This window comes from Pseudomonas helleri, assembly GCF_001043025.1.
GTDB lineage: Bacteria > Pseudomonadota > Gammaproteobacteria > Pseudomonadales > Pseudomonadaceae > Aquipseudomonas > Aquipseudomonas helleri.
Genome location: NZ_JYLD01000001.1, coordinates 306,339 through 329,116, shown reverse-complemented (window position 1 = coordinate 329,116; position 22,778 = coordinate 306,339). Strand labels below are relative to the sequence as shown.

At 60.0% G+C, this 22,778-nt stretch carries 20 protein-coding genes; 18 read left to right on the top strand and 2 right to left on the bottom strand.

The genetic code is table 11. The features are described 5' to 3' along the window. Window positions 1-30 precede the first annotated feature (30 nt). From gltB to gspM, 15 genes are all read left to right on the top strand, one after another. Complete coding sequence (gene gltB / locus TU84_RS01395; RefSeq protein ID WP_048366708.1) at window positions 31-4,479, top strand: glutamate synthase large subunit; 4,449 nt, start codon at window positions 31-33, stop codon at window positions 4,477-4,479. A gap of 33 nt (window positions 4,480-4,512) precedes the next feature. Further along, the gene (locus TU84_RS01390) at window positions 4,513-5,931 is read left to right on the top strand and encodes an FAD-dependent oxidoreductase (RefSeq protein WP_048366707.1); all 1,419 of its coding nucleotides are present in this window, start codon (window positions 4,513-4,515) and stop codon (window positions 5,929-5,931) included. A 194-nt stretch (window positions 5,932-6,125) separates the two neighbouring features. Continuing rightward, a complete protein-coding gene (gene hemE / locus TU84_RS01385; RefSeq protein WP_048366706.1) occupies window positions 6,126-7,193 on the top strand; it encodes a uroporphyrinogen decarboxylase in 1,068 nt (355 codons plus the stop codon). Between the two features lie 329 nt (window positions 7,194-7,522). Further along, a complete protein-coding gene (gene gbpA, locus TU84_RS01380; protein WP_048366705.1) occupies window positions 7,523-8,998 on the top strand; it encodes an N-acetylglucosamine-binding protein GbpA in 1,476 nt (491 codons plus the stop codon). Between the two features lie 184 nt (window positions 8,999-9,182). Next, on the top strand, window positions 9,183-9,713 hold the full coding sequence (locus tag TU84_RS01375) for a type II secretion system protein N (RefSeq protein ID WP_241486368.1): 531 nt from the start codon (window positions 9,183-9,185) through the stop codon (window positions 9,711-9,713). 9 nt (window positions 9,714-9,722) lie between these two features. Beyond that, window positions 9,723-11,639, top strand: a complete 1,917-nt coding sequence (gene gspD / locus TU84_RS01370; RefSeq protein WP_048366704.1) for a type II secretion system secretin GspD — start codon at window positions 9,723-9,725, stop codon at window positions 11,637-11,639. Beyond that, on the top strand, window positions 11,636-13,108 hold the full coding sequence (gene gspE, locus TU84_RS01365) for a type II secretion system ATPase GspE (RefSeq protein ID WP_048366703.1): 1,473 nt from the start codon (window positions 11,636-11,638) through the stop codon (window positions 13,106-13,108). The genes gspD and gspE overlap by 4 nt, the downstream gene beginning before the upstream one ends. Before the next feature lie 2 nt (window positions 13,109-13,110). Beyond that, window positions 13,111-14,310 carry a type II secretion system inner membrane protein GspF gene (gene gspF / locus TU84_RS01360; RefSeq protein ID WP_048366702.1) on the top strand — a complete coding sequence of 400 codons (1,200 nt, stop codon included), beginning with the start codon at window positions 13,111-13,113 and terminating at the stop codon, window positions 14,308-14,310. A gap of 3 nt (window positions 14,311-14,313) precedes the next feature. Further along, window positions 14,314-14,754: a type II secretion system major pseudopilin GspG gene (gspG, locus tag TU84_RS01355; RefSeq protein ID WP_048366701.1), complete on the top strand. Its 441-nt coding sequence runs from the start codon at window positions 14,314-14,316 to the stop codon at window positions 14,752-14,754. Window positions 14,755-14,757: 3 nt separating this feature from the next. After that, entirely contained in the window at window positions 14,758-15,246 is a 489-nt protein-coding gene (gene gspH / locus TU84_RS01350) for a type II secretion system minor pseudopilin GspH (RefSeq protein WP_048366700.1), read from the top strand. Next, window positions 15,236-15,604: a type II secretion system minor pseudopilin GspI gene (gene gspI / locus TU84_RS01345; RefSeq protein WP_048366699.1), complete on the top strand. Its 369-nt coding sequence runs from the start codon at window positions 15,236-15,238 to the stop codon at window positions 15,602-15,604. Before gspH ends, gspI begins: the two co-directional genes overlap by 11 nt. Further along, window positions 15,597-16,157: a type II secretion system protein GspJ gene (locus TU84_RS01340; RefSeq protein ID WP_048366698.1), complete on the top strand. Its 561-nt coding sequence runs from the start codon at window positions 15,597-15,599 to the stop codon at window positions 16,155-16,157. The genes gspI and TU84_RS01340 overlap by 8 nt, the downstream gene beginning before the upstream one ends. Next, on the top strand, window positions 16,154-17,011 hold the full coding sequence (locus TU84_RS01335) for a type II secretion system protein GspK (protein ID WP_241486367.1): 858 nt from the start codon (window positions 16,154-16,156) through the stop codon (window positions 17,009-17,011). Before TU84_RS01340 ends, TU84_RS01335 begins: the two co-directional genes overlap by 4 nt. Further along, complete coding sequence (gspL, locus tag TU84_RS01330; RefSeq protein ID WP_048366697.1) at window positions 17,011-18,072, top strand: type II secretion system protein GspL; 1,062 nt, start codon at window positions 17,011-17,013, stop codon at window positions 18,070-18,072. Before TU84_RS01335 ends, gspL begins: the two co-directional genes overlap by 1 nt. Then, the gene (gene gspM, locus TU84_RS01325) at window positions 18,069-18,515 is read left to right on the top strand and encodes a type II secretion system protein GspM (protein ID WP_048366696.1); all 447 of its coding nucleotides are present in this window, start codon (window positions 18,069-18,071) and stop codon (window positions 18,513-18,515) included. The genes gspL and gspM overlap by 4 nt, the downstream gene beginning before the upstream one ends. A gap of 28 nt (window positions 18,516-18,543) precedes the next feature. Here gspM and TU84_RS01320 read toward each other — a convergent pair whose 3' ends face one another. Then, a complete protein-coding gene (locus tag TU84_RS01320; protein ID WP_256678847.1) occupies window positions 18,544-19,776 on the bottom strand; it encodes an MFS transporter in 1,233 nt (410 codons plus the stop codon). A 166-nt stretch (window positions 19,777-19,942) separates the two neighbouring features. Between TU84_RS01320 and TU84_RS01315 the strand changes: the two genes are divergently transcribed. Next, window positions 19,943-20,839 carry a LysR family transcriptional regulator gene (locus TU84_RS01315; RefSeq protein ID WP_048366694.1) on the top strand — a complete coding sequence of 299 codons (897 nt, stop codon included), beginning with the start codon at window positions 19,943-19,945 and terminating at the stop codon, window positions 20,837-20,839. A 137-nt stretch (window positions 20,840-20,976) separates the two neighbouring features. After that, window positions 20,977-21,264, top strand: a complete 288-nt coding sequence (locus TU84_RS01310; protein ID WP_048366693.1) for an addiction module antidote protein — start codon at window positions 20,977-20,979, stop codon at window positions 21,262-21,264. A gap of 474 nt (window positions 21,265-21,738) precedes the next feature. Here TU84_RS01310 and TU84_RS01305 read toward each other — a convergent pair whose 3' ends face one another. Then, a complete protein-coding gene (locus TU84_RS01305) occupies window positions 21,739-21,921 on the bottom strand; it encodes a DUF6124 family protein (RefSeq protein ID WP_048366692.1) in 183 nt (60 codons plus the stop codon). 413 nt (window positions 21,922-22,334) lie between these two features. Here TU84_RS01305 and TU84_RS25355 point away from each other — a divergent pair, with 413 nt between their 5' ends. Next, complete coding sequence (locus tag TU84_RS25355) at window positions 22,335-22,718, top strand: type II toxin-antitoxin system PemK/MazF family toxin (protein WP_082148601.1); 384 nt, start codon at window positions 22,335-22,337, stop codon at window positions 22,716-22,718. Window positions 22,719-22,778: the final 60 nt, after the last annotated feature.

Genomic DNA, 22,778 nt, shown 5'->3' with positions numbered 1-22,778 from the left:
TTTTTGGGGCAGCCTGGTGAGAAAGTGTCTATGAAAGCAGGTCTGTACCACCCCGATGAATTCAAGGATAACTGTGGTTTCGGCCTGATAGCCCATATGCAGGGCGAACCCAGTCATACCCTATTGCAAACCGCCATTGAGGCCCTGACCTGCATGACCCACCGCGGTGGGATCAACGCAGACGGCAAGACCGGTGACGGTTGTGGCCTGCTGATTCAAAAGCCCGATCAGTTCTTGCGTGCAGTCGCCAAAGAACAGTTCGGCACTGATTTGCCCAAGCAATATGCGGTCGGCATGGTGTTTTTTAACCAGGACCCGATCAAGGCCGAAGCGGCCCGCGCCCACATGAACCGCGAAATCCTCGCGGCGGGCCTGCAATTGGTGGGCTGGCGCAAAGTCCCGATTGATACCAGCGTGCTGGGTCGTCTGGCGCTGGAGCGTCTGCCACAAATCGAGCAAGTGTTCATCGCAGGCGACGGCCTCAGCGATCAAGACATGGCGATCAAGCTGTTCAGCGCCCGTCGCCGTTCTTCGGTGGCCAACGCAGCGGACACCGATCACTACATCTGCAGCTTTTCTCACAAGACCATTATCTATAAAGGCCTGATGATGCCGGCGGACTTGACCGCCTTCTATCCAGACCTGAGTGACGAGCGCCTGCAAACCGCCATCTGCGTGTTCCACCAGCGCTTCTCCACCAACACATTGCCGAAATGGCCGCTGGCTCAGCCATTCCGCTTTCTCGCCCACAACGGCGAGATCAACACCATCACCGGCAACCGCAACTGGGCGCAGGCCCGTCGCACCAAGTTTGCCAATGACCTGATCGGCGACCTCGACGAGCTCGGCCCGCTGGTTAACCGCGTGGGTTCTGACTCCTCCAGCATGGACAACATGCTTGAGTTGATGGTCACCGGCGGCATTGACCTGTTCCGTGGCGTGCGCATGTTGATTCCACCTGCATGGCAGAACGTTGAAACCATGGACCCCGACCTGCGGGCGTTCTATGAGTACAACTCCATGCACATGGAGCCGTGGGACGGCCCGGCGGGCGTGGTAATGACCGACGGTCGTTACGCGGTCTGCCTGCTCGACCGTAACGGCCTGCGCCCGGCGCGCTGGGTCACGACCACCAACGGCTACATCACCATCGCCTCCGAAATCGGCGTGTGGGACTACAAGCCTGAAGACGTGATTGCCAAAGGCCGCGTTGGCCCTGGGCAAATCCTTGCGGTCGACACCGAAACCGGCCAGGTGCTGGACACCGACTCCATCGACAACCGCTTGAAGTCGCGCCACCCCTACAAACAGTGGCTGCGCAAGAATGCCCTGCGCATTCAGGCCACCATTGAAGACAACGACCACGGGTCTGCGTTTTACGACGTCGATCAGCTCAAGCAATACATGAAGATGTACCAGGTCACGTTCGAAGAGCGCGATCAGGTGCTGCGCCCACTGGGCGAACAAGGCTACGAAGCCGTGGGCTCGATGGGTGACGACACGCCAATGGCCGTGCTGTCCCAGCGTGTGCGCACGCCGTACGACTACTTCCGCCAGCAGTTCGCGCAGGTTACCAACCCGCCGATCGACCCGCTGCGTGAAGCCATCGTCATGTCGCTGGAAATCTGCCTCGGTGCCGAGCGCAACATCTTCCAGGAATCGCCAGAGCACGCCTCGCGCGTCATCCTTAGTTCGCCTGTGATCTCGCCAGCCAAATGGCGTTCGCTGATGAACCTCGACCTGCCGGGCTTTGAGCGTCAGATCATCGACCTCAACTACGACCAGTCGATTGGCCTTGAAGCTGCCGTGCGCAACATCGCCGACCAGGCCGAAGAAGCCGCGCGCGCTGGCCATAGCCAGATCGTATTGACCGACCGTCATATCGCGCCGGGCAAGCTGCCGGTCCACGCCTCGCTGGCTGTGGGCGCTGTGCACCACCGCCTGACCGAAAAAGGCCTGCGTTGCGACAGCAACATCCTGGTCGAAACCGCGACCGCTCGCGACCCGCATCACTTTGCCGTGCTGATCGGCTTCGGCGCCTCGGCGGTGTACCCGTTCCTGGCCTACGAAGTGCTGGGCGACTTGATCCGTACTGGCGAAGTGCTGGGCGACCTGTACGAAGTGTTCAAAAACTACCGTAAAGGCATCACCAAAGGCCTGCTCAAAATCCTCTCGAAGATGGGCATCTCGACCATCGCGTCCTACCGCGGTGCGCAACTGTTCGAAGCCATTGGCCTGTCCGAAGAAGTCTGCAACCTGAGCTTCCGTGGTGTGCCAAGCCGCATCAAGGGCGCGCGTTTTGTCGACCTTGAAACCGAGCAAAAACTGCTCGCCGCTGAAGCCTGGAGCCCGCGCAAAGCCATCCAGCAAGGCGGTCTGCTCAAGTACGTACACGGTGGCGAGTACCACGCCTACAACCCGGACGTGGTCGCCACCCTGCAAGCGGCTGTGCAACAGGGTGACTACAGCAAGTTCAAGGAATACACCGCACTGGTCGACAAACGCCCGGTGTCGATGATCCGCGACCTGTTCCAGGTCAAAACCCTCGACACGCCATTGGCCATCGACGAGATCGAACCGCTGGACTCGATCCTCAAGCGCTTCGACTCGGCCGGTATCTCGCTCGGCGCCTTGTCGCCAGAAGCGCACGAAGCCCTGGCTGAAGCCATGAACCGCTTGGGCGCCCGCTCCAACTCCGGTGAAGGCGGCGAAGACCCGGCGCGTTACGGCACCATCAAAAGCTCGAAAATCAAACAAGTGGCCACCGGCCGTTTCGGCGTCACGCCGGAATACCTGGTAAACGCTGAAGTGCTGCAAATCAAGGTTGCCCAAGGCGCCAAACCGGGTGAGGGCGGGCAACTGCCAGGCGGCAAGGTCAACGGCCTGATCGCCAAGCTGCGCTATGCCGTGCCCGGCGTAACCCTGATTTCGCCACCGCCGCACCACGACATCTACTCCATTGAAGACTTGTCGCAGCTGATCTTTGACCTCAAGCAGGTCAACCCTAAAGCGCTGGTCTCGGTGAAGCTGGTAGCTGAAGCGGGCGTAGGCACCATCGCCGCTGGCGTGGCCAAGGCGTATGCCGACCTGATCACCATCTCCGGCTACGACGGCGGTACCGGTGCATCGCCGCTGACCTCGATCAAATACGCGGGCGCGCCGTGGGAACTGGGCCTGGCGGAAACCCACCAGACCCTGCGCGGCAACGACCTGCGTGGCAAAGTGCGGGTGCAGACCGACGGCGGCCTGAAAACCGGCCTCGACGTGATCAAGGCTGCGATCCTGGGCGCTGAAAGCTTCGGCTTCGGCACCGCGCCAATGATCGCGCTGGGCTGCAAATACCTGCGTATTTGCCACCTCAACAACTGCGCGACCGGTGTGGCCACACAGAACGAATCGCTGCGTAAAAACCACTACATCGGCACCGTCGACATGGTGGTCAACTTCTTCACCTACGTGGCTGAAGAAACCCGCGAGTGGCTGGCCAAGCTGGGCGTGCGCAGCCTTGAAGAGCTGATCGGGCGTACCGACCTGCTGGACATCCTGCCGGGCGAAACCGCCAAGCAGCACAACCTCGACCTCACGCCGTTGTTGGGCAGCGACCACATCCCGGCTGACAAGCCGCAGTTCTGCCAGGTTGATCGCAACCCGCCATTCGACCAAGGCCTGCTGGCCGAGCAAATGCTCGACATGGCCCGTTCGGCGATCAACGACCTGAGCGGTGCCGAGTTCGACCTCGACATCTGCAACTGCGACCGTTCGATTGGTGCACGGATCTCGGGTGAAATCGCCCGCGCTCACGGCAACCAGGGCATGGCCAAGGCGCCGATCACGTTCCGCTTCAAAGGCACTGCCGGTCAGAGCTTTGGTGTGTGGAACGCCGGTGGTTTGAACCTCTACCTGCAAGGCGACGCCAACGACTACGTGGGCAAAGGCATGACCGGCGGCAAGCTGGTGATCGTGCCGCCTGCGGGCAGCGTCTACAAAACCCAGGACAGCGCCATTGTCGGCAACACCTGCCTGTACGGCGCCACTGGCGGCAAGCTGTTTGCCGCAGGCACCGCAGGCGAGCGTTTCGCGGTGCGTAACTCCGGTGCCCACACCGTGGTAGAAGGCACAGGCGACCACTGCTGCGAATACATGACGGGCGGCTTTGTCTGCGTATTGGGCAAAACCGGTTACAACTTCGGCTCAGGCATGACCGGCGGTTTCGCCTACGTGCTGGATCAGGACAACACGTTTGTCGACAAGGTGAACCACGAGTTGGTGGAGATCCAGCGTATCAGCGGCGAAGCGATGGAAGCCTATCGCAACCACCTGCAACACGTGCTGGACGAATACGTTGAGGAAACCAACAGCGAGTGGGGCCGTAATCTCGCGGAAAACCTCGATGATTACCTGCGTCGTTTCTGGATGGTCAAGCCTAAGGCTGCCAGCTTGAAAACGTTGCTTTCCAGCATCCGTGCCAACCCGCAGTGATATGCGCCTGAAGAGTTTGATGAGGTTTTAACAATGGCTGAACGTCTGAGTAACGACTTCCAGTTCATCGATGTCGGGCGCAAAGATCCGAAGAAGAAACTGTTACGTCAACGCAAAAAAGAGTTCGTGGAAATCTACGAACCTTTCAAACCCCAGCAGTCGGCCGATCAGGCCCACCGCTGCCTGGGGTGCGGTAACCCGTACTGTGAATGGAAATGCCCTGTGCATAACTTCATTCCCAACTGGCTCAAGCTGGTGGCCGAAGGCAACATCCTCGCCGCCGCTGAACTGTCGCACCAAACTAACACCCTGCCCGAAGTGTGTGGCCGGGTGTGCCCGCAAGACCGTCTGTGCGAGGGCGCTTGCACCCTCAACGACGGTTTTGGCGCGGTGACCATCGGTTCGGTCGAGAAGTACATCACCGACACCGCCTTCGCCATGGGCTGGCGCCCGGACATGTCCAAAGTGGTGCCGACCGGCAAGCGCGTTGCCATTATCGGCGCCGGGCCTGCGGGTCTGGGCTGCGCTGACGTGCTGGTGCGTGGCGGGGTGACCCCGGTGGTCTTCGACAAGAACCCGGAAATCGGCGGTCTGCTGACCTTCGGCATCCCGGAGTTCAAGCTGGAGAAAACCGTACTGAGCAATCGCCGCGAAGTCTTCACCGGCATGGGTATCGAGTTCCGCCTCAATACCGAAATCGGTAAAGACATCAGCATGGAAGAACTGCTGGCCGAGTACGACGCGGTCTTTATGGGCATGGGCACCTACACCTACATGAAAGGTGGTTTTGCCGGTGAAGACTTGCCGGGCGTGCACGACGCGCTGGATTTCCTGATCGCCAACGTCAACCGCAACCTGGGCTTTGAAAAGTCGCCGGAAGATTTCGTCGACATGAAAGGCAAAAAAGTCGTGGTGCTGGGCGGTGGTGACACCGCCATGGACTGCAACCGGACCTCGATCCGCCAGGGCGCCAAGTCGGTGACCTGTGCGTACCGTCGTGACGAAGCCAACATGCCCGGTTCGCGCAAAGAGGTTAAAAACGCCAAAGAAGAAGGCGTGAAATTCCTCTACAACCGTCAACCGATTGCGATTGTCGGTGACGGCAAGGTTGAAGGCGTGAAAGTGGTCGAGACCCGTCTCGGCGAGCCGGACGCCCGTGGCCGTCGCAGCCCTGAGCCGATTCCGGGTTCCGAAGAGATCATCCCGGCAGACGCCGTGATCATTGCGTTCGGCTTCCGTCCGAGCCCGGCGCCGTGGTTTGAGCAGTTCGACATCGCCACTGACAGCCAGGGCCGCGTGATTGCGCCTGAGCAGTCGCAGTTCAAGCACCAGACCAGCCACCCGAAGATCTTTGCCGGTGGCGACATGGTGCGCGGTTCTGACCTGGTGGTGACGGCGATCTTCGAAGGCCGCACCGCGGCAGAAGGGATCATGGACTACCTGGGCGTCTAACCAAAATCCTGTAGGAGCGAGCTTGCCTCGCGATCTTTTGATCGTTTAAAAGATCGCGAGGCAAGCTCGCTCCTACAGCAAACAGTGCGTCACCCCCGCGTCAAATCGCCCCGATAGATAAAAGGCACGGCTCTTGCCGTGCCTTTTGCGTCTGTCTCTGAGAAAATGCCCCCACTTTTTTTCCGGATGCAGACATGACTGATCTCAAGAATGACCGTTTCCTTCGCGCTTTGCTCAAGCAACCCGTAGACGTAACGCCTGTCTGGATGATGCGTCAGGCCGGCCGCTACTTGCCGGAATACCGTGCCAGCCGCGCCAAGGCCGGTGACTTCATGAGCCTGTGCAAGAATGCTGAATTCGCCTGTGAAGTCACGCTGCAGCCTCTGGACCGCTTCCCTCAGCTGGACGCGGCCATCCTGTTTTCCGACATCCTGACCATTCCTGATGCCATGGGCCAAGGCCTGTATTTTGAAACCGGCGAAGGCCCGCGCTTCAAAAAGGTCGTCAGCACCCTGGCCGATATCGAAGCCTTGCCGATCCCGGATCCGCAAAAAGACCTCGGCTACGTGATGAACGCGGTCAGCACCATCCGCCGCGAACTCAACGGCCGTGTGCCATTGATCGGTTTCTCGGGCAGCCCGTGGACGCTGGCCACTTACATGGTCGAAGGCGGTTCGTCCAAAGACTTCCGCAAAACCAAAGCCATGCTCTACGACACGCCGCAGGCCATGCACTTGCTGCTCGACAAGTTGGCGCAGTCGGTCACTTCGTACCTCAACGGGCAAATCCTCGCGGGCGCGCAAGCGGTGCAGATTTTCGACACCTGGGGCGGCAACTTGTCGTCCGCGGCGTATCAAGAGTTCTCCCTGGCCTACATGCGCAAAATCGTCAGCGGCCTGATCCGCGAGCACGAAGGTCGCAAAGTGCCGGTGATCCTGTTCACCAAAAATGGCGGCCTGTGGCTGGAAAGCATTGCTGATGCCGGCGCCGATGCGCTGGGCCTGGACTGGACCTGCGATCTGGGCGAAGCCCGCCGCCGCGTGGGCAACAAAGTGGCCCTGCAAGGCAACATGGACCCGACCGTGTTGTACGCGAACCCCGAGGCCATCCGCACCGAGGTCAAACGCATTCTCGCCAGTTACGGCAAAGGTTCGGGCCATGTGTTTAACCTGGGCCACGGCATTACCCCGGAAGTTAAACCTGAACACGCCGGTGCGTTTATCAGCGCTGTGCATGAGTTCTCGGGGCAATACCACGAGTAAGTGCAGTTGTTGGAAGTAACCCTCGCTAAAACGCCCGGTTAATGCCGGGCGTTTTTTTATGCGTGTAAATAAAATAATTCAGACTTCCCTTATATATATTTAGGAAGAGTCCTACATATTTAAATATCAGAATAAGTAAAATTTCCCACCCTGATTTCGGGCAGCCATGAATTATTTAAAACTTTCAGGCTGTCACGTAGGAAGTTTCTTAGTTTGTTGTAGTTGCCCGTGGTAGGGCTCTCTCTGTCATATTGCGTTGTTTATATCGTTGTGCGTTTAACAGAGAGCGCAATTTTTATCATTTATATAAAAAATAGAATGAGGCTTATATGGCTATTGCACTGTCAAAGTCCCGCAATTTGATGCTGTGCGCATCATCCTTAACGCTGATGGCTACCCTGTTTACGGCTCAACAGGCAGCTGCTCACGGTTACATGAACTCCCCTCCATCGCGGGCTTATGCATGTCAGCAAGGGCTGAACATTGACTGCGGTGCAGCTCAGTATGAACCGCAGACCGTTGGCGAAGCCCCTAAGGGGTTCCCTGAGTTCGGCCCGGCCGACGGCAAGATCGCAAGCGGTGGCCATGCCAGCTTCGCGGCATTGGACGCCCAGTCGGCCAACCGCTGGCACCTGACTGAAATCAAGGATCACACCATCGACTTCAGCTGGTTCTATACCGCTGCCCATAAAAGTACACGCTGGCAGTACTTCATCACCAAAGGTGGCTGGAACCCCAACCTGCCGATCTCCCGCGACAGCTTTGAGCTGACACCGTTCTGCCAGGTTGAAGGTGGTGGCGGCGTGCCTATCGACGGCGCTGCGGGCGGTACAGGCCCGGCCAAAGACAAACACAGCTGCTCGATCCCGACAGACCGCAGCGGTCACCACATTATTCTGGGTGTCTGGACGGTTGATGACACTGCCGCTTCGTTTTATGACGTTGTGGATGTCAACATCACCGCGCAGAGCGCAGACCCGGATGGCTGGAAAAACGTCGGTTCGATCTCGCAAACCCAGGCATTGCAGCCAGGCGATTCGGTCAAGGCACGTGCCTTTACTGGCAGCTCAGAAAGCGCTGAATACAGCTTCGGCGTCACCATTGAAAAACCAGAAGAAGGCCAGCCGGCCAACTGGTCCTACAAATTGGCAGAAACCGTTAACGCGGCGAACAAGCCTTTGGTACGTGCAGGCGTACGCAATGAAAACGGTGACATTGAGCCGATCAAAGGCGCAAACACCCTTTACGTGAAAGCCGAGAGCGGCGTTACCCGCTACGAAATGCAGACCGTGATGGTGCCAGACCCGGGTGCTTACCTGCACCTGCATGATGTGGCGCCGGAGTACGTGCTGGTCAAAGGCAAGGGCACTGTTGGCTTCACGGTGATGACCAACAAAAATGTCACGCTGGAAGCCACGGTGTTCAACGCCACCCACAAACAAGTGGGCTACACCAAGCAAACCGTCAGCGCTACCACGTCGCCGGTCAGCATTGCGGTGACCAGCGCACCGGGCGAGCACTCCTTGAAACTGATTGCGACCAGCCAGGATGGTCGTGAGAACTTCCAGGACCTCAAGTCGATCAACCTGACCGGCGAAGGCGGTGCTCAGGAATATGACTTCGTGTTCCCTGAAGGCATTGCCGGTTACAAAGCGGGCACGTTGGTGCTTCAACCTAAAAACGACAAAGTCTATGAGTGCCAGCCGTTCCCGAATTCGGGCTACTGCATTCAATACAACCCAAATGCCAATGGTTTTGAACCGGGCGTTGGTGCGAGCTGGAACATGGCGTGGACTGAGAAGTAACTCCACGTGATCAAGTCTGGATAAAGTTTTTAATTTAATCGTTATCCACCGACAACTGTAGGAGCGAGCTTGTCTCGCGATCTTTTAAAACAATCAAAAGATCGCGAAGCAAGCTCGCTCCTACACGGTTCGTTTTAACAGTGAGTGGTTTTTTATTTATTAATGGCTTGCAGATGAAAAGGTTTTGAATAATTTTTCGGGTGCCATAACTCGCCACTTACCGCTCATCTTGAAGGTGCTGCTGTGGGGGGCGTGTTTTGGATATGGCGGGCACTTAGCCTGGCAAGAGTGGTTATACCGCCAGGCACTGGCCGCGCCGGTTATTGCCCCGGCTCGCCCGGCGCCCGCGCCTGCGCTTGAGCCTTTTCAGCCAGAGGCCATCGCCAGCGTGTTGGGCCTTGCGCCTGAGGGCGCATTGGCACACAGCGCCGAACCGCTGGAGCTGCGCGCCAGCCTTGTGTCCAGCCATGGCGCGTCGCAGGCGTTGTTGGCGGGCAGCCAGCAAGTACGCTTTTACCGCGTCGGTGAACGGCTACCGGGGGGCAGCGTGTTGCGGCGGGTCGAGGTCTCGTACGTGGTGCTATGGCGCAACAACCGCGAAGAGCGCCTGCTGCTCAAGCCGCCCGGTCGTCATGTGTTACCTGCCAGCCAAACGCCCGCCACACCGGCCCAGGCCACCTCCCTTTATCTGCGGCCCCTTGCCGAACAACCTTAGAGAAGCATCATGACCAGGCCCAACGTGTTCGGCATCGGCCGTCTTTTACTGTGTAGCCTTGTGCTCAGCACCGCGCTATTGCAAAGCGATGTGCTGGCCGATGAGCCGTATTGGCAGTTGGCAATGAAAGACGCCGAGCTGCGCGATATCGTGCAGGAAATGTCATCGGTGCTGGGCGCCACCATTGTGCTCGACCCTCGGGTGCAGGGCCGTATCACCGTCATGTCTGAAGCGCCGCTGGACCGTGCCGGGGTGCGCGAGCTGTTTTACGCAGTACTGGATGCCCACGGTTTTGCCGTGGTCGACCAAGGTGATCGTTTATTGATCATTCCCGCTGCCGAGGCCAAAGCCCGCGCGGGCAACCCGGATGGCTCCGAGCAGGCCTTTGTCACCCAGGTCATCGAGCTTAATGCCAGCGTCGCGGCTGACGTGGCGGGCCTGCTGCGGCCCTTGGTATCGACCAACGGGTACGTCGGGCCTTCGGCGTCGGCCAATGCGTTGATCATTACCGACACGGCCTCCAATGCCCGGCGTATTGCCGAGCTGGTGCGCCAACTGGATGGCGGCACGCGCCATGACTATTCGGTGGTCGAGTTGCGCCATGCGCAGGCCAGTGATGTGGCCAAGGTCATGCAGCAGTCGCTGGGCAAAAAAGCGGAAGGGCCGGGCAGCCAGGTCATTGCCGATGCGTCGGCCAACCGGCTGGTGATTCTGGGCAACAAGGCGGTGCGTGAGCGCTTGAGCAAACTGGCGCATTCGCTGGACACAAAGCCGACCCGGCAGTCCGAAAACTCGCGGGTCATTCGTCTTCGTCACAGTGATGCCAAGCAATTGGCCGAGGTGCTCGATACCGTTGCCCAGGGCATGCAACAAGACACCGCGCTGGCTGGCGTCACACAAAAGACCTCCGCCAGCGAGGTCATGGTAGCCGCCGATGAAAGCCAAAATGCGTTGGTGATCATGGCTGATCCGGCGAAAGTGCGAAGCCTGGAAAGCATCGTGCGCCAACTCGATCAGCCGCGCTCGCAAGTGTTGATCCATGCCGCCATCGTCGAAATATCCGGCGACATTGTGAACACCCTGGGCGTGCAATGGGGGGTGAACAGTGGCAGCGCCCAGGGCGGTATCACCTTTCCGGGCACCAATATTCAGGTCGGCGCGCTCTCGGGGCCCGCTCCTGCGCTGCCCGAAGGGGCCGTGCTGCAATTGGGCGGTGACCGCTTCAATGCGTTGATCTCGGCGTTGGCCAGTGACACCAACAACAACGTGCTGTCCACACCCAGCTTGCTGACGCTGGACAATCAGGAAGCCGAGATTCTGGTGGGGCAAAACGTGCCCTTCAAGACCGGCTCCTACACGGGCACGGGCGATAGCTCGCAAAACCCGTTCACCACGGTGACCCGCCAAGACATCGGCATCAGCCTCAAAATCAAGCCGCACATCAACGACGGCAGCTCGTTGCGTTTAGAGGTTGCACAAGAAAACTCCGAATTGGCCCCTTCACTGCAAGGGGTGGATTCATCCGACCTGATCACCAACAAGCGCTTCCTGAAAAGCACCATCCTCGCCGAAGATGGCGAAATCATCGTCATCGGCGGCTTGATCAAAGACAGCGTGCGCACCCAGGTCAGCGGCGTGCCGTTGCTGCGCGACATTCCTTATTTGGGGGCGTTGTTTCGCTGGAACAAAGACACCCACACCAAAACCAACCTGATGGTGTTTTTGCGTCCGACCATCGTGCGCAGCAAACATGATATTCGTGAGATCAGCGAAGACCGCTACAACGCGTTGCGAAACCTCAGCCAGCCGTCGTCCAAAGACACTAACTCGTTGCTGCTGCCCAGCGACCCGCACCAGATGTTTGACGGCAACCTGCAAGACCCTAATACCGTCGACCTGCGCCGTCCCGAGGCTGCCCGCCCATGAACCAGCCGCCGGTGCGCTTGCCTTACAGCTTTGCCCGGCGTTTCGGGGTGCTGCTGGACACCTCGACCCAGCCTGCAAGCCTGCTGATACGCAGCGACACGCCGCTGACCGTGCTGGCCGAAGTGCAGCGCCGGGCGGGCGTAGAGGTGCAAGTGCAACGGGTACCGGATGCACACTTCAACGAGCGTCTTACCCACAGCTACAGCGCCGGGCAAAGCGCGGCCGAGCAAGTGGCGCAAGGGCTCGACAGCGAGCTCGACCTGATGAGCGTGGCCGAGCAAGTGCCGCAAACCGCCGACCTGCTGGAGCAGGAGGGCGATGCACCGATCATTCGTTTGATCAACGCGCTGCTGCGTGAGGCCATGCGCGAAAAAGCCTCGGATGTGCACCTGGAAACCTTCGAGCATTACCTGTCGGTGCGCATGCGCATCGATGGCCAATTGCGCGAAGTGCTGCGGCCCAAACGTGAGCTGGCGAACTTGCTGGTATCGCGCATCAAAGTCATGGCGCGCCTCGACATCGCTGAAAAACGCGTGCCGCAAGACGGCCGCATCAGCCTGCGATTGGCCGGGCATGAAGTCGATGTACGCGTTTCTACTTTGCCTTCAGCCCATGGCGAGCGCGTGGTGATGCGCCTGCTCGACAAACAGGCCGGGCGCCTCGACCTGCAATGCCTGGGCATGCCCGCAGCCACCCTGAGCCGCTTTGAACACATCCTGGCCCGACCCCACGGGATTTTTCTGGTCACCGGGCCCACCGGCTCGGGCAAAACCACCAGCCTGTATGCCGCGCTCAGCTACCTCAACGCGCCGACCCGCAACATCCTGACCGTCGAAGACCCGGTGGAATACCACCTGCCCGGCATCGGCCAGACGCCGGTCAACAGCAAGGCCAACATGACGTTCGCCCGTGGTTTGCGGGCGATTTTGCGCCAGGACCCGGACGTGGTCATGGTCGGCGAAATCCGTGACCACGAAACCGCAGACATCGCCGTACAAGCCTCGCTCACCGGGCACCTGGTGCTGTCGACCCTGCACACCAACAGCGCAGTGGGCGCGGTCACCCGCCTGGTCGACATGGGCGTCGATGCCTACTTGCTGGCGTCTTCGCTGGTTGGCGTGCTGGCCCAGCGCTTGTTGCGCACCCTGTGTGCCGACTGCAAAACCCCGTATCGCGCCGACCCGCAGCAATGCCAGCGCCTGGGGCTCGATCCACAGGCTGGCGTCACCTTGTACCAGCCGCAGGGTTGCCGCCAGTGCCAGCAGGGTTATCGCGGGCGCACCGGGATTTACGAACTGGTCGGCATCACCCCGGCACTGGCCGAACTGATCCATCAAGGGGCCAGTGAGCCGGACCTCATACGCGTGGCGCGCGAGCACGCCCCCAGTTTGTTTCAGGACGGCCAGCGACTGGTGATTGAAGGCCTGACCAGCTTTGACGAACTGCTGCGCGTGACCCTGGAGGACTGAGCATGCCGACCTTTGATTACCGGGCGCAGGACGCCAACGGGCGCAACTGCCGAGGCCAGCAAGAGGCCGACAATGCCCGGCATGCGCGGCAGTTATTGCGCGAGCGCGGTTTGCGCCCGAGCCAGTTGAGCGAAGCCCGAACACACCGTGCGACGCATTCGCGGGGGCGGCTGGGCGTTACGGATCTGGCCCTTGTTACGCGGCAACTGTCGACCTTGATCCATGCCGGTTTACCCCTCGAAGAAGCCCTGGGCGCGGTGGCGGCGCAGAGTGCCAAGCGCCATGTCAGCAGCGTATTACTCGCTGTGCGTAACCGCGTCACCGAAGGCCATGCCTTGGCGACGGCGCTGTCAGCGTTCCCTCGGGCCTTCCCGGAACTGTTTTGTGCCACCGTGGCGGCGGGCGAGCGCAGCGGCCATTTGGGCCATGTGCTCGAACAGCTCGCCGACTACACCGAAGCCCGCCATGCCTCGCGCCAGAAGATCCAGCTGGCGCTGGTGTACCCGCTGATTCTGTTGATTGCCTCGTTCGCCATCGTCGGCTTTCTGCTGGGCTATGTAGTGCCAGATGTGGTCAAGATTTTCGTGAACAGTGGCCAGCCGCTGCCCGTGCTGACCCGGGCGATGATTGCCCTGAGTACAGGGTTGCGTGACTACGGCTGGCTGTTGCTGCTGCTGGTGCTCGCTGCGCTTGGGGCGGCGCGTTGGGCGTTGCAGCAACCGGACTTGAAGCTGCGCTGGCATGCGCTGCTGCTCAATGTGCCCATGGTCGGCGGGGTGCTGCGCGCCATGGAGGCGGCGCGTTTTGCCAGCACCTTGTCGATCCTGGGCAAAAGCGCCGTGCCGTTGGTGGATGCCCTGGAAATCTCGGCCACGGTAATCGCCAACCTCGCCATTCGCCACCGCATGCTCGATGTCGCCCGAACCGTTCGCGAAGGCGCAACGCTGGCCAGCGGTCTGGAACGCAGCGGCGACATCCCGCCCATGATGCTGCACCTGATTGCCAGCGGCGAACGTGCCGGCGAGCTGGACAGCATGCTGGCGCGGGCCGCCGAACAGCAGGAAAAAACCCTCGCGGCGCGCATCGCGCTGGTGGTGAGTTTGTTTGAACCGATCATGTTGGTGCTGATGGGCGGCGTGGTTTTGCTGATCGTCATGGCCATCTTGTTGCCGATCCTTAGCCTCAATCAACTGGTGAATTGACCGATGAAAACCCTTCGTGCATCAACTCAACGTGGCTTTACCCTGATTGAAATCATGGTGGTGGTGGTCATCATCGGCGTGCTCGGCGCCATTGTCGTGCCGCAGTTCATGAGCCGCCCTGACCAGGCCAAAGTCACCGCGGCGCACACCGACATCCAGGCCATCAGCACCGCCCTGGAAATGTACCGCCTCGACACCTTCAACTACCCCTCGACCCAGCAAGGCCTTGAGGCCTTGGTGACACGCCCGACGGGCACGCCGCTGGCGAAAAACTGGAACCCCCAGGGTTACCTCAAAAGCCTGCCGGTCGACCCTTGGGGCACGCCGTACCAATACCTCAACCCCGGCACCCACTCGGCCGGGTATGACCTGTTTTCCTTTGGCGCAGACGGTGTGCAGGGCGGCGAAGGCTTTGCCACGGACATTGGCAACTGGAGCAACTGAAGCATGCGCGATTCATCGCTGGGCTTCACCCTGATCGAACTGATGGTGGTGATCGTGATGATTGGCGTGCTGGTCTCAATGGTGCACATCAGCCAAGGCGACAAACGCGCCCGCGATGCGCGGCAAGAAGCGCAGGTCATGCTCGCCCTGATGCAGGGCCTGCGCGAAAAGGCCGTGCTGGAAGGCCAGGAATACGGCCTGCGACTGGAGCCCGAAGCCTACCAACAGATGCGCCTGCAAGGGGCGATCTGGCAGGCCGTCGAAGCACCAGTGACGTTACCCCCCGGTGTGCAATTGACCCTGGTGCTGGAGGGGCGTGTACACCGCCTTGGCGCAGGTGAACACACCCCGCAACTGCTGTGGCTCAGCAGTGATGAAAACACCCCCTTTGCCTTGCACTTTGAGAGCCCGCCGCTGCGCTGGCAGAGCCTCTACAGCGATGGCCTTGGCAACCCGTTGCTCGAAGCGTCCGAGGTCACGGATGCGCACTGAAAAAGGCTTTACCTTGCTGGAAGTGATGATCGCCCTGGCCATTTTCGCGACCCTGGCGGCGGCGGTCATGTCGGCCAGCCAATACGTCTTGGGGCAAAGCGCCCGGGTCCAAACCCGGCTGTTGGCGGGCTGGTTGGCCGACAATCATCTGAGCGAGCTGCACCTGCAAAGCGCGACCCTGGCCATGGGTTCAAAAACCCTCAACCAGCGTTTTGCCCAACGCGAGTGGCGCCTGTTTCAACACATCGCCAGCGAACCCGACACGGGCCTGTTACGGGTGGAGTTGAGCGTCAGCCCGGCGGGCAGTGATCAGGCATTGCTCAGCGTGACGCACTGGCTGGCGCGCAACCATGACTAAACCGCAAGCGGGCTTCACCTTGCTCGAACTGGTGATCGCCATCGCCATTTTTGCCTTGCTTGGGGTGGCCTGCTGGCGGCTGTTTGACGGCGTGCTGCGCGCCGAACGCAGCAGCAGCGCCCACGAGCAAACCTTGCGCGGCTTGCAGCGCGCCGTGGCGCTGATCGAGCGCGATGTATTGCACCTGCACACCTCGGCCACGTCGCCGGGGCTGGCGCTGTATCCCAGCCAGCTCAATCTGCGCCGCGCCAACTGGCGCAACCCGCTGGGCCAGCCGCGCAGCGAACTGCAAGACGTCAGCTACAAATTGGAAAACGGCGAGCTTTGGCGCTACAGCCAAGGGCTGGAAGGCGGCGAACTGCAAAAGCAAAAACTGCTCACCAACGTGCGCGATCTGCGTTGGCGGCTGTACGACCCGGCCGTGGGTTGGCGCACCGATTGGCCCACCGGCAAAGCGGCCCCCAAGGGAACACCGCGAGCCCTTGAAGTGCAGTTCTCGGCCGGGCGATTTGAACAGCTTCGTCGCGTGATGCTACTGCCGGAGGGCCAATGATGCGCAAGGGTCAGCAAGGCATTGCACTGCTCACCGTGCTGCTGGTGATGAGCCTTGCGCTGCTGGTGACTGCCGGCATGTTGCGCAGCCACCGCCTGGCCCTGCACAGCAGCGCCCAGCAGCTCCATCAACTGCAATTGCGCCAGTCGGCGTTTGCTGGGGAAGCCTGGGGGCGAGAGCGTTTATACACGCTGCTGGCAGACCCCAAGTTGCCCGTTGCAGCAGGCCAGGCCTGGGCCAAAGGCCGGCCCGAATGGCTGATCGACAATGGCCACATTGAGGTCGACATCGAAGACCTGGCCGCCCGTTTCAACGTCAGCGCCTTGCTCACTCAAGGTGCTGTCGACGAGGTGCTGAAACAGCGTTGGTTGCGCCTGCAAACCCGGCTCGACCTGCCGCCCGTCGACGCCAGCGCACTGCACGGCCTGAACCTGAGCGACATCAGCCAATTGCGCAGCGTGCCGGGTGTCGATGCCCACTGGTACACGCGCATGCAGCCCTGGATCGCCCTGCTGGGCAAGGACGCCACACTCAACATCAACACCGCCTCCGTCACGTTGCTCGCCACCCTCGAAGGCGTGACACCGGACATGGCCCCTCGCTTAGTGAGCGAGCGCCCGTTGCAGGGGTATGCCAGTGTTGAGGACTTCACCTTTACCCCGGCGCTGATCGGCCTGGGGGTTCAGGCAGCGGGGCTGGGCACCGCCAGCCGCTGGTTTCGCATCACCACCCACGTGCGTGTGGGGCAAAGCCGTTTACGCCTTGAAAGCGATATGGCCCGCGACCTCAAAACCGGCCGCTGGCACCTTCTCCAGCGGCGCTTTTTAGCCCCTGAACACAGCGAACCTTCTTGATGAACAGCCGGCTTTATCTCACCGCGCACAGCGATACGCGGGTCTACCTGTGGCACGACGAAATAACCGCCCACGAAACCTCACTGAACGAGGCCGCCGAGCGACTGGGCGCGCACGATGTGCAGCTGATTCTGCCGATGGAAATGTGCAGCTGGCTGCTGACCGAGCCCTGGCCGGGCAGGCGCCGCCCCAGCGTTCAGGCCTTGGCCTTTGCGGTTGAAGATCAACTGGCGGATGACATTGATGAACTGCACATCGCCGTCGGCCCCCTGGATGCGCAACGGCGTTATCCGTTGCTGGTGATTGAGCGTCAGCGCTTCAAACACCTCTTGGCGCAGTTACAGGCGCTCGGGTTGAACATCGTCAGCGTGTACGTGGATGCCGACCTCTTGCCCCGCGAGCAACCGGGCATCGCGTGGTGGGACGGGCGCTGGCTGGCGGGCGGCGCGCTGGATCTGCGCCTTGCGTTAACCCCTCAGGCGCTGGAGGCCCTGAAAGACGGGCCCCTCGGTACGGCGGTTGAACACACGTTTGATCCTGCTAGCGCACCGCCTGGCGCCATCAACCTGCTGCAAGGCGAGTACCGGCGCACGTCGCAGCGGCTGCCGTGGCGGGGTGTCAGTGTGGCCGCCTTGCTGATTGTTGCCATGGCTGTGGGGGCGAGCCACCTGCGCAGCAGCTTCCTTGAGAGTGAAGCGGCGAGCCTCTACGCCCAGAGTGAACAGCGCTTTAAAGCGCTGTACCCGGAGCACACCCGCATCGTCGATTTGTCTGCGCAACTCAACGCCCTGCAACAACAAGGCGCGGCCCGGCAAAACGGGCACATGGCGCGCTTGCTTCAGCTAACCCAGCACGTGATCGGTGCCAGCAGCGTGGACGTGCAACGCATGGAATGGCGCGCCACGGTCGGCTGGACCTTAACCATCACCGCCAACAGCTTTGCCGAGCTTGAACACCTGCGCGAGCGCGGCCTGCAAAGTGCACTGCCGATCACCTTGGGCAACGCCAGCCAACAGGGTAACCGGGTGCAAACTTTACTCACCCTGGAGGACGTTTTATGAAAGCCCGTGTGCGTGAGCGCTGGCGGCAACTGCCACGCCGTGACCGCCAACTGTGCGGTGTACTCGCGGTGTTCTTGTCGATGGTGTTTGGTTTTTATGGGCTTTGGCAGCCCGCGCAGCAACGGCTGGCGGCGGCGCAAACGCTGTATGCCCAGCGTGTCGCCCAAGCGGGGGAGGTGCAGCGAGCGCTGCCCACGCGCGCGATCCGGGTATACACGCAACCGTTGAGCAGCCGCCTCAGCGAAAGCGCCGCGAGCGCGGGGCTTCAGGTGCAGCAGTTTGACGTGGACACCCAACGGTTACGCATCAGCCTGAGCGGCAATGCCATGGCGGTGCTGGCGTGGCTTAACCGTGTCGAACAAGAAGGCGCCGAGTTCGAGAGCCTGAGCCTGGAAAAAAGCGCTCAGGTGCTGCAGGTGCAGCTACAGATCAGCAACCTATAAATCCGCTCTCACTATTACAGCTGCGCGTTCACGCGTTGTGGGTATTACCCGGCAACGCGGGCAGCTTGGCCAGACGCAACGCCACCAGCAAGGCAATCACCAGCAAAGCGCCGATAAACGCACCGATGCCGTTCCAGCCCGCGTAGTGCCAGAAAAAGCCCCCGGCGGTCCCGGCCACACTCGACCCGGCGTAGTAGCAAAACAGGTACAGCGACGAGGCCTGGCCTTTGGCTTTGGTCGCCCGGCGGCCGATCCAGCTGCTGGCCACCGAGTGCGCGCCAAAGAAGCCGAAGGTGAACAACAGCATGCCGATAATCACCAGTGCGATGGGTTCGAACAGGGTCAGCGCAATGCCCGCCAGCATCAGCACAATCACCGCCCACAGCACCTTGCGACGGCCCAGTTTGTCCGCCAGTGCGCCAATCTGCGCCGAGCTGTAAATGCCCGACAGGTACACCACCGAGAGCAAGCCCACCACGGCCTGGTTCATGTTGTACGGGTCAGCCAGCAAGCGATAACCGATGTAGTTGAACAGCGTTACAAAGCTGCCCATCAGCAAAAACGCTTCGAGAAACAGCCACGGCAAACCGGCGTCACGAAAGTGCATGGTGAAGCCGTTCAACAGGCTACGCGGGTTCATGGTTTGCGGGCGGAAGTTACGCGACTCCGGCAAGATCTTCACAAACACCATGGCCAGCACCAACGCCAGACCGCCAATCACCAGCATCGCCGTGTGCCAGCTGACAAAGTCGATCAACACGCCGGTGATCAAACGCCCGCTCATCCCGCCAATCGCATTGCCGCCGATGTACAACCCCATCGCCAGGCCAATGTGCTGCGGGTGGATCTCCTCGCTCAAGTAGGTCATGGCAACGGCGGCCAGCCCGCTCAGCGACAAGCCCACCAGCGCGCGGGTAATCAGCACGCCTTCCCAGCTCGGCATCCACGCACTGAGCACAGTGAACACCGCCGCGCTGAACAGCGCCGAGACCATCACCGGCTTACGCCCGATGGCATCAGAAATAGGCCCCGTCACCAACAGGCCGATAGCCAGCATCCCGGTGGCCACCGACAAAATCAGACTGCTTTGCGCGGCGTTGATCTCGTATTCATGGGACAGCATCGGCATCATCGGCTGCACGCAATACAGCAAGGCAAACGTCGCAAAGCCCCCCGAGAACAGCGCCAGCACCGTGCGCATAAACATCGGCGTGCCTTTCTCGATAAATACGTCATTGAGTTGAGCGACAACATCATCCAGCGCCGTGGGCGGGACTTCGTGAGCGAGCGGGGCGACAGCAGTTTTCACGGGGACCTCATAACGCGTATAGCCAAACGGCAATGGCAAAAGAATATAGCCAGCTAACGATTCTTTCCAATATATTATTCGACCTGTTTGATAGGTTTAACGACTCAATGGAGCTTGCATGGAACTGCGCCATTTACGCTATTTCATCGCCGTCGCCGAAGAACTGCACTTTGGCCGGGCCGCCCAGGTGCTGGGCATCTCTCAACCGCCGCTGAGCCAGCAAATACAGGCGCTGGAAGAAGAGTTGGGGGCGCGGCTGTTTGAACGTACCAACCGTCGGGTCGCCCTCAGCGAAGCCGGGCGATTGTTTCTTGACGAAGCGCGCCAAGTGCTGGCGCAGGTGGATAAAGCCGCCGACGTCGCCCGCCGTGCGCAACTGGGCGAGCTGGGTGAAATGAAAATTGGCTTCACCTCTTCAGCGCCGTTCAATTCAAGCATTCCGCAGGCCATTTTTGCCTTTCGTCAGGCCTTCCCGGCGGTGCACTTAAACCTCCTGGAAATGAGCAGCCGCGACGTAGCCGAGGCATTGGTAGAAGAGTCGATAGAAATCGGCGTCATGCGCCCGTTTCCGCTGGCGGACTCGCTGGTGGCCGTCGAACTGTTCCGCGAGCCTTTGGTGGCGGTCATCCAGGCTGAACATCCGCTGGCCGAAGGCAGCGAAAGCGGCCTCTACATCGGGGCATTGGCTGACGAGCCGTTCGTCTTCTTCCCGCGCAGTTATGGCAGCGGGTTATATGCGCAACTGCTGAGTCTGGCGCGCCAGGCCGGATTCAGCCCGCACATCGCCCAAGAAGCGGGCGAAGCCATGACCATCATTGGCTTGGTCTCTGCGGGGTTGGGCGTGTCCGTACTGCCCGCGTCGTTCCAGCACATGCGCATCAAGGGCGTGGTCTACCGGCCCCTGCTCGACGCCGACTCCAGCACCGCCGTGTGGCTGGTGCAACGCAAAGGCAACCCCTCGCCGATGGCCAAAGCGTTTGCTGAACTGGTGACACGCAAAATGGTGAAGCCCTAAGAATGAACGGATATCGCTGACATAACAAAAAGGCCTTCCTGACGAGAGGGAGTGTTAGGGGCTGATTCTTTGGGTGAGTTTCTTGGGTTAAACAAACAAGCGCGACTGATAGCCAAAGACTGGAAGGAGTACACCCTTTGACCGAAAAGTTCACCCGCTGGGACAGCGCCGAATTCCTCAAAACTGAAGAGGATATAGGTTATTACCTGGAAGCTTGCATGGAGGAGGCTGGCGATGACCCTGCCTTTATTGCCAAAGCCCTTGGCACCATTGCGAGAGCGCGTGGCATGAGCCAAGTCGCGCGGGATGCAGGTCTTTCAAGAGAAAGCTTGTACCGAGCGCTGTCCGGGGAAGGTAACCCGGAGTTTGGAACCATACTCAAAGTAGCCAAGGCGCTGGGACTAAAACTACACATCTCCAAGTGAACGGATGGGGCCTTCCTGATTCGGTTAGCGCCATATCACGGTTCATGCCGACGGCTGCGCTCGGCAGCGCAGCGACCAAGATCAAAAGATCGCGAGACAAGCTCGCTCCTAGAGGGTGGTGTGGCGCACACAAATCTTGTAGGAGCTGACGAGGTACGAAGGCTGCGATCGGCAGCGCAACGGCCGCAAAACCGTCCACAAGGGCCAAGATCAAAAGATCGCGAGCAAGCTCGCTCCTACAGAGTGGTGTGGCGCACACAAACCTTGTAGGAGCTGACGAGGTACGAAGGCTGCGCTCGGCAGCGCAGCGACCAAGATCAAAAGATCGCGAGACAAGCTCGCTCCTACAGGGTGGTGTGGCGCACACAAATCTTGTAGGAGCTGACGAGGTACGAAGGCTGCGATCGGCTGCGCAGCGGCCGCAAAACCCTCCACAACGGCCACGATCAAAAGACCGCAGCCTGTGAACGTTTTTTACCCGGCCAATAACTTATCCACAGACGCTTTGACCTGATGGATCAAATGCACCACCGCCAACGCCACGTCGCGGTTCAGGCCTTGCAGGTTATCGGCCGACGCATACGCCGTCGCAAGCGCGCACCGCAACAGCTCGTCAGTGTGTTCGAGGTTTTGTTCGTATTCGGGTGTGTGAGTCATGGTTCAGATCCTTTTGCTAATGAATAGCTGAACCCGTTTGCTTGCACACAAAGAGGGTGGCAGCCGTACGCGGGTGTGCAAGACCGGGGCAAAAGGAACCCGGCAGACCTGACGATCTCCCACGCACAACCGCCATAAAACCTGGGTATTAGGCGGTGACGCTTGATTTACCTTTTGCTATTCGAACTTGCACGTCCGGCCATCCATGAGGGATGACGAACCGCAGGCTAGCGATCGAAAGAGGCAGGCGCAAGGCCAAGGGATTCTCTAGGAATAGTCCTGCAAAGGAAAGAGACGAGACCTGCGAGTGACTGGGTGAGGCTGGAGATTGAGACATGCGCGGTCATAAAACTCGCCTGGTCCCTTGAAGGCAAAGTTGCTCAGAATCGTTTCTTTTACTTCGGGTTCAACCAATGCCCCTCCTTTATCAGCCAAAAGAAGGCAGCGTACTTATTTGTGACTTCAGGGGCCATGAAGTACCTGAAATGGTCAAAATCAGGCCTGTTGTGGTTATTCGTAAACACCGCACCAATAAACAGTTGGTGACGGTTATTCCTCTTAGCACAACTGAGCCCCAATCCATGCTGGGGCATCACCTTGAGTTGCAGAGTCATTTGCAGGGAGCGAACCCTATGTGCTGGGCAAAATGCGACATGCTGTCGACCGTTAGCCTCGCCCGACTGGATCGAATAAAAACGCGAGACCGTCAGGGCCGTCGTTGTTATGTGGTTTCACAACTTGAAACAGATGAGTTTATTGCAATCAAAGCCGCGGTCCGCTGCGCTCTCGGCTTGTGACACGCGTTTGATTCGACCAACGGGACGTACTCAAGGTTGCCTTAAGCCTCCTTCAGCGCA